General features: G+C 58.7%; 7 protein-coding genes. 5 read left to right on the forward strand and 2 right to left on the reverse strand.

Annotation, left to right across the window (positions count from 1 at the left end; genetic code table 11):
- Positions 1-29: 29 nt before the first annotated feature.
- Entirely contained in the window at positions 30-689 is a 660-nt protein-coding gene (locus ACW9HW_RS01190) for a transglutaminase-like domain-containing protein (protein ID WP_457397620.1), read from the reverse strand.
- 248 nt (positions 690-937) lie between these two features.
- On the opposite strand from ACW9HW_RS01190, the gene ACW9HW_RS01195 reads away from it, so the two are divergent.
- Positions 938-3385 carry an acyl-CoA dehydrogenase gene (locus ACW9HW_RS01195; RefSeq protein ID WP_457397622.1) on the forward strand — a complete coding sequence of 816 codons (2448 nt, stop codon included), beginning with the start codon at positions 938-940 and terminating at the stop codon, positions 3383-3385.
- Between the two features lie 83 nt (positions 3386-3468).
- Positions 3469-3876, forward strand: coding sequence for a PA2817 family protein (locus tag ACW9HW_RS01200; protein WP_007972361.1), 408 nt, complete (start codon positions 3469-3471; stop codon positions 3874-3876).
- Between the two features lie 169 nt (positions 3877-4045).
- Here the strand turns inward: ACW9HW_RS01200 and ACW9HW_RS01205 are convergent, their stop codons facing one another.
- The gene (locus ACW9HW_RS01205) at positions 4046-5032 is read right to left on the reverse strand and encodes a LysR family transcriptional regulator (protein ID WP_457397625.1); all 987 of its coding nucleotides are present in this window, start codon (positions 5030-5032) and stop codon (positions 4046-4048) included.
- Between the two features lie 91 nt (positions 5033-5123).
- Between ACW9HW_RS01205 and ACW9HW_RS01210 the strand changes: the two genes are divergently transcribed.
- From ACW9HW_RS01210 to ACW9HW_RS01220, 3 genes are all read left to right on the forward strand, one after another.
- Positions 5124-5750, forward strand: a complete 627-nt coding sequence (locus ACW9HW_RS01210) for an alanyl-tRNA editing protein (RefSeq protein WP_095195545.1) — start codon at positions 5124-5126, stop codon at positions 5748-5750.
- A gap of 93 nt (positions 5751-5843) precedes the next feature.
- Complete coding sequence (locus ACW9HW_RS01215; protein WP_095195544.1) at positions 5844-6614, forward strand: 2OG-Fe(II) oxygenase; 771 nt, start codon at positions 5844-5846, stop codon at positions 6612-6614.
- 1 nt (position 6615) lies between these two features.
- Complete coding sequence (locus ACW9HW_RS01220; protein ID WP_457397629.1) at positions 6616-7257, forward strand: LysE family translocator; 642 nt, start codon at positions 6616-6618, stop codon at positions 7255-7257.
- The last annotated feature ends 171 nt before the right edge of the window (positions 7258-7428 follow it).

Consider the following 7428-nt stretch of genomic DNA (forward strand, 5'->3'; position numbering starts at 1 on the left):
TGATGAATGCGCAGGCAGCATACGCCGGATCAGGCGCGACTCAAATCGCTCTGGATGTCCCCCAGCAGAGGTTGCAGTTGTTCGCCGAACAAGTGTGGATAGCACTTGCGCAGATGCTCGAAGAAGAACGCTTCGGGCACGTCCGTGAACTGGCCGTGATCGATCAGGTACTCCATCAGTTTCTCGCCATCGCGATTGAAAGGATGGAAAACGCTATCGTTGATTGCGTCGAACTCCAGCGGCGCGACATTGAATAAATCGCACAAGCCTTGATTGAACGCTGGCGTGGCCTTGACCCAGCGACCGTTCAGAAACAACTCGGTGTAGCCGTGCATGGCGAACACGTCGCTCTTGAGCAATTCGAGCAGACGCGGCGTCGACAAATGATTGCGCACGTCCGCCAGGCCGATCCGCGCAGGTATCGCGCAATGTCGCGCACAGCCCGCCAGCAGTGTGGCTTTGGGCACGCAATAACTCTCCCCGGTCGCCAGCGCGTAACTGCCTCGCAGGGTCTGCGGATCGAGGCTGAAAGTGTACGGGTTATAGCGCACCGCCTCACGCACTGCGTAGTAGAGATGTATCGCCTGCTCGATCGGGTCGCGACGGGGGCCACGATGTTTTTCGGCGAACTCCACCACCGAGGGGTGGTCACTATCGATGAAGCGGCCGGGGCTTAGATACTCGTGCATGCGGGCAATCTCCTGGAGAAGCCCCGAGTCTAGCGAGAGGTTCAGCACAGAGATAACGACGTTTCGGCCAAATATGGACGCTTTGTCGCCCGCTCGATGAACGATTTTTCACGGTCTGCCGCGCATCAGGCCTACAAAATCATCCATGGTTTCCCACGTTTTCAATCACCTTGCTCTGACCACCCTGTTTCGCGGATGCCGTCTAAGCTCTGTGGGTTGGTTCGCCCTGGTTTCACGGAGGATTAAATATGCTGCTGTTGTGGATACTGGTTCTGGTTGTCGGGATAGCTTATTTAGCCCACCGTCGTATCGCACCACTGCCTGCCCTGGGCATCGTGGCTGTCTACCTGCTGGCAATGGGGGCCTTCAGTCACGCACCGGGTTGGCTGCTGCTGATTTTCTGGGTATTGATCGCCGCCGTGGCCGCACCGCTGCTACTGCCTGATCTGCGCCGCAAATTCTTCAGCGCGCCGATGTTCAACTGGTTCCAGAAAACCCTGCCGCCCATGTCACAAACCGAACGCGACGCCATTGAAGCCGGCACTGTGTGGTGGGACGGCGAACTGTTCAGCGGGCGCCCGGACTGGAACAAACTGCTGTCCTACCCGAAAGCGCAATTGAACGAAGAGGAACAGGCCTTCATTGATGGCCCGACCGAAGCGCTCTGCGCCATGGTCAGCGACTGGCAGCTCGGTCAAACCATGGACCTGCCGGCCGATGCCTGGACCTTCATCAAGGACAACGGCTTCTTCGCCCTGATCATTCCCAAGGAGTTTGGCGGTAAGGGTTTCTCGGCCTATGCCCACTCGCAAGTGGCCATGAAACTGGCGAGTCACAGTGGCGATCTCGCCTCCACCGTGATGGTCCCCAACTCCCTCGGTCCCGCCGAACTGTTACTGCATTACGGCACCGATGAACAACGCAATCACTACCTGCCACGCCTGGCGCGCGGCGACGATATTCCCTGCTTCGCACTGACCGGTCCGCTGGCCGGATCCGACGCCGGCGGCATGCCCGACACCGGGGTGATCTGCAAAGGTGAATGGGAAGGCAAGGAAACCCTCGGACTGCGCCTGAACTGGGAAAAACGCTACATCACTCTCGGCCCGGTAGCCACCCTCCTCGGCCTGGCGTTCAAGGCCTACGACCCGGACCACCTGCTGGGCGAGAAAGAAGACCTGGGCATCAGCCTGGCACTGGTTCCAACCGATATTGCCGGTGTGGAAATCGGACGCCGACACTTGCCACTGGGGGCGGCATTCATGAACGGCCCGAACGCCGGCAAGGACGTTTTCGTACCGCTTGAGTTTCTGATCGGCGGACAGGAAATGCTTGGCAAAGGCTGGATGATGCTGATGAATTGCCTCTCGGTGGGACGGTCGATCTCGCTGCCGGCGGTGGGCACCGGCATGGCCAAGTTCACCAGCCTGGTGACCGGCCAGTACGCGCAGATTCGCGAGCAGTTCAATGTGCCGATTGCGGCGTTCGAAGGCATTCAGGAAGCCATGGCCCGCATCGGCGGCAACGCCTGGATGATGGACGCCGCGCGTATGCTGACGGCCAACGCGGTGGATCTCGGCGAGAAACCGTCGGTGCTGTCGGCGATCCTCAAGTATCACCTCACCGAACGCGGCCGCGAGTGCATCAGTCAGGCGATGGATGTGCACGGCGGCAAGGCGATCATCGAAGGACCGAACAATTACCTCGCTCGCAAATGGAACGGCGCGCCGATCTTCATCACCGTGGAAGGTGCGAACATTCTCTCGCGCAACCTGATGATCTTCGGTCAGGGCGCGATTCGCTGCCATCCCTTCGTACTCAAGGAAATGGCGCTGGCCACCCGTGAGGACAAGGATCAGGCACTGATCGAGTTCGACGGCCTGTTGCTCAAGCACATCGGTTTTGCCGTGGGCAACGCGGCCAGCACCCTGGTACTGAACCTCGGTTTCGGTCATCTGGAGCATGTGCCGGGTGACAAGCTCAGCCAAGGTTATTTCCGCGCCCTCAACCGCCAGGCAGCGGCGTTCGCATTGCTCGCCGACCTCAGCATGATGTTGCTGGGTGGCGAACTGAAACGTCGCGAACGGCTATCGGCACGACTCGGCGATGTACTGAGCAACCTGTACCTGGCCAGCGCCGCACTCAAACGCTACAACGACCTCGACGCGCCGGCGTACATGGAGCCGCTGTTTACCTGGGCCATGGAGGAAAGCCTCGGACAGGCCGAACGGGCCATGGATGAACTGCTGAACAATTTCCCGAACAAGGTGCTGGCGTGCCTGTTGCGGGTGATCGTGTTCCCGTTCAGTCGCCGCCACAAAGGGCCATCGGACAAGCTCGGTGCCGCGGTCGCAGCGGTGATCGGCCGCACCAAGGGCGATCCAGCCCTCGAAGAAGTGCTACTGGGTTGCTATCGTCCACAATCGAACGAAGATCCGGTCGGCGCCCTGCAACACGCCTGCAACCTGTTGAACGCTGCGCAGCCTCTGCAAAAGAAACTGCATGTGGCGCTCAAGAGCGGTCAGGTCAAACCGGTTGCCGGCGAGCACGTCATCGATGCCGCACTGGAAGCCGGCGTGCTGCAACCGGTGGAAGCGCACACCCTGCGTGAGGCCGAAGCGGCTCGGCGCAAGGTGATCGATGTCGATGATTTCAGTAAAGAGGAAATAGCGCTGACCGACGATAAGGTCCGCTGATCCAGCGAACGCCGTACAGCATGTAAAAAAGGGCGCGGGAGCTTTATACTCCCGCGCCCGTTTTGCTCTTGAGGACTTATCTCGTGTCCAACATCGTTGCCGATCATCTCGTTTTGCTCGACCACCTGCGCAGCATCCTGGTCGCCGTGGGTGAGGCCGAGCAGGTTCCCGACGAAAGCCATGCCTTGTTCCTGGAGCGTTTTGACGAACTGCTTGCCCTGCTGCCGGTCGACCCGATCGAAAGCCAATACCTGGGCCAGGACATCCTGTGCCAGGTCATCACCCGCTACCCGCAAATCGCCCACCTGGTCCCCCGCGACCTGCTGTGGTACTTCGCCGGCGACTGCCTGCATTACATGCCCGATGATGAAATCGACCTGTACCAGGCACTGGAGGAACGTCGCTTCGAAGCTGAGCAGAATGACGAACCCTTCGACTGGAACCAGGAAAAACAGCTGCTGGCGTTGTCGAACCAGGACAGCAAGCACTGATCCTGAATCCGAAATGCAAAAGGCCCGCATGGTTGAACATGCGGGCCTTTTTATTGCCCAGGTGATGTGGTGATTGGACGGACAGCTTCGCGAGCAGGCTCGCTCCCACAGGGGATTTGTGAACGACACAGATCAAATGTGGGAGCGAGCCTGCTCGCGAAGGGGCCGGTCAGAACAACCCATCCCTTTCGGGCAACTCATATTCCGCCCAATCACTGAGCTTGCCCGGCTTGCTCAGCGTCGGCTCTTTCTCCAGGCACGCCACCAGATAATCGATAAACACCCGCAATTTTGGCGGCAGGTAACGGGTCGGTGAATGCAGTAACCAGGCGCCGCCGTGATAGGACGCAAGGAAAGTCCAGTCCGGCAGCACCTGCACGATCCGCCCCTGCTCCAGCGCATGCCGCGCCGTGAAATATGGCAGGCTGCCAATACCGATGTGCTGCAACACTGCGCCCAAACGGACACCGGTGTGATTGGCGGCATAGCGCCCGCGCACGCCAACCGTCACGGCTTTGCTGCCTTTCTTGAATTTCCAGCGCGCATCGCTCGGGGTTTCACCCAGGTAAATGCAGCTGTGGTTGAGCAGGTCATGGGGATGGGTCGGTGTGCCATGTTCGGCCAGGTATTGCGGGGTGGCACAGAGCATATGGTCGATGGTCAGCAATTGCCGCCCCACCAGCCCGGCGGGAGGTCGATCGGTAATACGGATCGCCAGGTCGACGTTGTCATCGATCAGATCCACCTGACGGTCCTCAAGCAATAATTCCACATCCACCTTGGGATAGCGGCGCAGAAATTCCGGCATGTGCGGGTGAATCACGAACCGCCCAACGGCCTTTGGCACGCTGACACGCACCAGTCCTTCCGCCTCGTGGGTGAACTGACCGCTGATCTCCATCACCGAGCGGGCAGCGCTGACCATGTCCTGACAACGCTTGAACACTTCCTCGCCACCATCGCTCAGGCGCAACTTGCGCGTGGTTCTTTGCAGCAGACGGGTGGCGAGCGCCTTCTCCAGCCGTGAAATGCTGCGGCTGACCGCCGAGGGCGAAGAGCCCAGCTGGCGAGCCGCCTCGGAGAAACTGCCGGTCTCGACGACCTTGACGAAAATCGCCATTTCACCCAGCAGCGGCAGAGGAAGATTTATGCTCACGACGCAATAGTCCTTTGATGTTTGAACGGATTATCACGTAATTCCACGCTCCATATAATGAAAAATGGAAACATTAATACGAGCATGGAATATGACGCTTCGCCTCTTTTTCCATAGTGATGACCTCAAGGCCAATGTGGAAGTCCTGGAATGCACGCCCCACGAGAACGAATTCGCCGTGGTGTTGCGCGCAACATTGTTCCACCCCCAGGGCGGCGGACAACCCTGTGATACCGGCTGGATCGGCGAAAGCCAAGTGCTGCGCGTCGTGCAGGAACCGGATCGAATCATCCATTTCGTCGCCAGCGCGGTAGAAACCGGCATGACCCGGATCCAGGTCGATGAACAGCGTCGCCGTTTCAATACGCGTATGCACTCCGCCGGACACCTGATCGGGCACTTCATTCAGGCCATGGGCTGGATGCCGATCAAAGCCCACCACTGGCCAGGCGAAGGGCGTGTGCAATTCAAACCAGCAGACACGGCGCAGGAGGTTGAGATCCAGACCCTGCAACATGGAATTCAACAGTGGGTTGCCCACGATTTACCGCGTTTGACCTCGTTGCGCGAAGGTGCCCGGGAAATCGGTTTCGGTGAATTACCCGCCTACGGCTGCGGCGGTACCCATGTTCGTAGCCTGAAGGATTTGGGCACGGTCACGATCGAATCCCTTTCGCACAAGAAAGGGACGTTATCCGTCTACTACCACGTGGACTGAAAACTTCAGGCGATGCCGCTGCCGTCATCGCCCGACGCCGGGGAAGCCTGCATTCGCAGGCTTCGTTGACTCTCTGATAGATGGACCTAAGACATGATGCTTGACGTCGAGCGTCTCGATGAGACGTGCATAAAAAAGCTGGCCAATGAAGAAGTCCTCGCCATCCGTGTCAAAGGCTTCTTGCCTCGACCGCTGGCGATCCAGATCGGCGACAAGATCCTCGCCCCCGGCTTCGAAGGCTATATCAACGCGCCCAGCATCGGCCGCATCGGCATGGCGTTTTATGAAGCGGAAAACCAGCCGCTGCTGATCGAGGACTATTTCGAGCGCGCCACTCGCAATATCGCGGAACTGCGCAACCGTTGCGCGCCCTACTCATCTCCGGTCGACACCCTGCGCTGCATGCTCGATGAATCCTGGCCAGCGGGTGCCCATCTGGAAAACCTCTATGGCCGCAAGATGTATGTCGGGCTATCGCGAGTCGTGAAACCCGGCGTGTGTTTCCTGGCCCACCACGACATTTTTGCCAAGGACGCCCCGGACAGTTTCCAGGCCAAAAGCCTCGATGCGCAGTTTGCCTGCAACGTTTACCTGAACATGCCCACCGAGGGTGGCGCACTGCAGATGTGGGACCACGATATTTCTCCGGACCAGTTCGACGAAATGCGTGGCGACAGTTACGGCATCGATCCGTCCCTGCTTGGCACTCCGACTCTGGAGGTTCGCCCCGAACCGGGCGACTTCATCATGTTCAATTCGCGCCGCATGCACTCGGTGACGCCAGGTGTGGCCGATCCGCGCTTGAGCCTTTCTTTTTTTGTCGGCTATCGCGGTAACGCGTCACCCCTTACTTTCTGGAGTTGAAATGCAGTTTTCGAATTATCTGGGCGAGTTTCTGGCACTGGCGACGATCCATTTTCTGGCGGTAGTCGCCCCCGGCCCGGATTTCGCCGTCACGATCCGACAGAGCGTACGCTTTGGCCGCTGGGTGGGCATCTGCACCGCACTGGGCATCGGCGCCGGCATTTCCGTGCATGTGCTGTACACCCTGCTCGGCGTTGGGGCGCTGATGCACACAACGCCCTGGTTATTGACCGTGGCCAAAGTTATCGGGGGGGCCTACATTCTCTACCTCGGCGTCAGCCTGTTGCGCAGCAAACCCAAAGCCGTGCTTGAAGGCGAAAAAGATTCAGACGAACCGGTCGTGGAACAAACACTGCTGAAGGCGTTCACCACCGGTTTTCTGACCAACGCCACCAACCCGAAGGCGACGCTGTTTTTCCTGGCAATCTTCACCACCCTCATCAGCGCCACCACACCATTGGAGATTCAGGCGCTGTACGGCGTGTGGATGTGCGGTGTAAACGCATCGTGGTTTGTGATCGTTGCACTGTTCTTTTCAAGCAACAAAGTACGATTGCTGTTCCTGCGCATGGGGCACTGGTTCGAACGCACCATGGGCGTGATCCTGATTCTTTTTGCCGGACGGTTGATTTTGTCGATGTAAGAACGCCTGACATGCAAAAGGCCCGCTCAGTCATACTGGCGGGCCTTTTTTCTGTGCAATGTATAAATCGCGCACAAACAAAAACGCCGCTCAATGAGCGGCGTTTTCGTTAAATATGGAGCGGGAAACGAGACTCGAACTCGCGACCCCGACCTTGGCAAGGTCGTGCTC

The organism is Pseudomonas sp. SDO5532_S415, assembly GCF_054071155.1.